The sequence below is a fragment of the Aeromicrobium sp. PFPM2_SD2 genome (assembly GCF_057364525.1).
Map to the genome: position 1 here is coordinate 1 of NZ_JBNFNZ010000491.1, position 1,730 is coordinate 1,730.

Consider the following 1,730-nt stretch of genomic DNA (forward strand, 5'->3'; position numbering starts at 1 on the left):
CGCCCAGCCGGGGGCGCCGGGCCAGCTCTCCTCGGGGAGCCCGAGCGCGACGGCGAGGTCGACGGCGTGGACGAGCGTCTCGTGCAGCTGACGACGGCGCCAGAAGCCCGCCGTCCGGTGCACCTGCGCCCAGTTCGCACCGGCTCGGCCGGGCCACCGCCTGCAGCGCCAGGACGAGCGCCGAGGCGAGCACCCGGCGTACCAGTCGGTCAGCGAGCCGAGCACCAGCGGCTCGGGGGCGTCGACCAGCGACCCGCTGAGCACGACCGCCCCGGCCCGGCGGTGCGTCGTGCCCAGGTGGACGGCCAGGTCGCGCACGGTCCAGCCCGGGCAGGTGGGGACGGGCTGCTGCTCGTCGGCCTCGCCGAGCAGGGTGACGAACCGCGCCATCTGCTCGCCCAGGACGGGCAGGTGGTCCAGGCGCATCGGTGCGTGGTCGGTGGGCTCGCTCATCGGGTCTCCCCCGCCAGCAGCTGGGACAGGTGCAGGGCCTGGACGTCGGCCAGGTCGTCGAGCTGGGTGCGGCAGGAGAACCCGTCGGCCAGCACGACGGCGTCCGGGCCGGCGGCGCGGACGGCGGGCAGCAGCTGGGTCTCGGCGACGGCCACCGACGTCTCGTAGTGGCCCTTCTCCACGCCCCAGTTGCCGGCCAGGCCGCAGCAGCCGCTCAGCCGGGTGACGGTGGCGCCGGCGCGGGTCAGCACGTCCATGTCGGCCTCGAAGCCCAGCACGCTGGACTGGTGGCAGTGCGGCTGCACGACCACCTCGGTGCCGGTCAGGTCGGGCGGGGTCCAGCCGTCGGTGCGGGCCAGCAGCTCCGAGAGCGTGAAGACGCCCTCGGCCACCTGCGCGGCGCGCGGGTCGTCGACGAGCTCCACGGCGTCCGAGCGCAGCGCGCCAGGCACGAGGGCTCGAGCCCGACCACGGGCACCCCGGCGGCCACGTACTCGTGCAGCACCGCGACGGTGCGGCCCATGATGCGGCGCGCGGCGTCCAGCTGGCCGGTGGTGATCCAGGTCAGGCCGCAGCACGCGGAGCGGTCGAGCAGCTCCACGTCGTAGCCCGCGGACTCCAGCACCGCGACGGCCGCGTGACCACCGGCGGGCGCGAACCACTCGGTGAACGAGTCCGACCACAGCAGCACGCGCGGACGCTCGGCGGCCGCGCGCGTGCGGGCGTGCCGGGTGAACGGCTGGGCGGCGAACGCCGGGAGCTGCGCCGCTGGTCGATGCCCGCGACCCAGCGCGCCAGGTGCGCGACGCCGGGCGTGCGGAGCAGGACGTTCGTGAGCCGGGCCAGCGGGGCGCCGAGCCGGGCCCACAGCGGCAGCTTGCCCATGACGTAGTGGCTGCGCGGACGGACGCGTCCGGCGTACGTCTGGTGCAGCACCTCGGTCTTGTAGCTGGCCATGTCGACGCCGGTCGGGCAGTCGTGCAGGCAGCCCTTGCACGACAGGCACAGGTCGAGCGCCTCGTGCACCTCCGGCGACCGCCAGCCCTGGTCGACGAGACGGCCGTCGACCATCTCCTGCAGGGTGCGGGCGCGGCCGCGGGTGGAGTCCTTCTCGTTGCGGGTGGCCTGGAACGAGGGGCACATGACCCCGTTCGTGCCGCGGTTGTCGGCCAGGCACTTGCCCACGCCGGTGCAGCGGTGGACGGCCTGGCCGAGGTCGCCGGAGTCGTGCAGCAGGCGCAGGCCGGTGCGGCGCAGCGCGGGCGCGTGGCCGCGGC

The 1,730-nt window shown here is 75.7% G+C and carries 3 protein-coding genes; all 3 read right to left on the reverse strand.

Translation table 11 applies throughout. The annotated features are described in order from the left end of the window. Positions 1 to 453: maleylpyruvate isomerase family mycothiol-dependent enzyme (locus AC2W7G_RS15455; RefSeq protein ID WP_485869221.1), on the reverse strand; the 453-nt coding region annotated here is incomplete at its 3' end. Continuing rightward, complete coding sequence (locus AC2W7G_RS15460; protein ID WP_485869222.1) at positions 450 to 905, reverse strand: hypothetical protein; 456 nt, start codon at positions 903 to 905, stop codon at positions 450 to 452. The genes AC2W7G_RS15455 and AC2W7G_RS15460, both read right to left, overlap by 4 nt. Positions 906 to 1,017: 112 nt before the next feature. Beyond that, positions 1,018 to 1,730: 4Fe-4S dicluster domain-containing protein (locus tag AC2W7G_RS15465; protein WP_485869223.1), on the reverse strand; the 713-nt coding region annotated here is incomplete at its 5' end.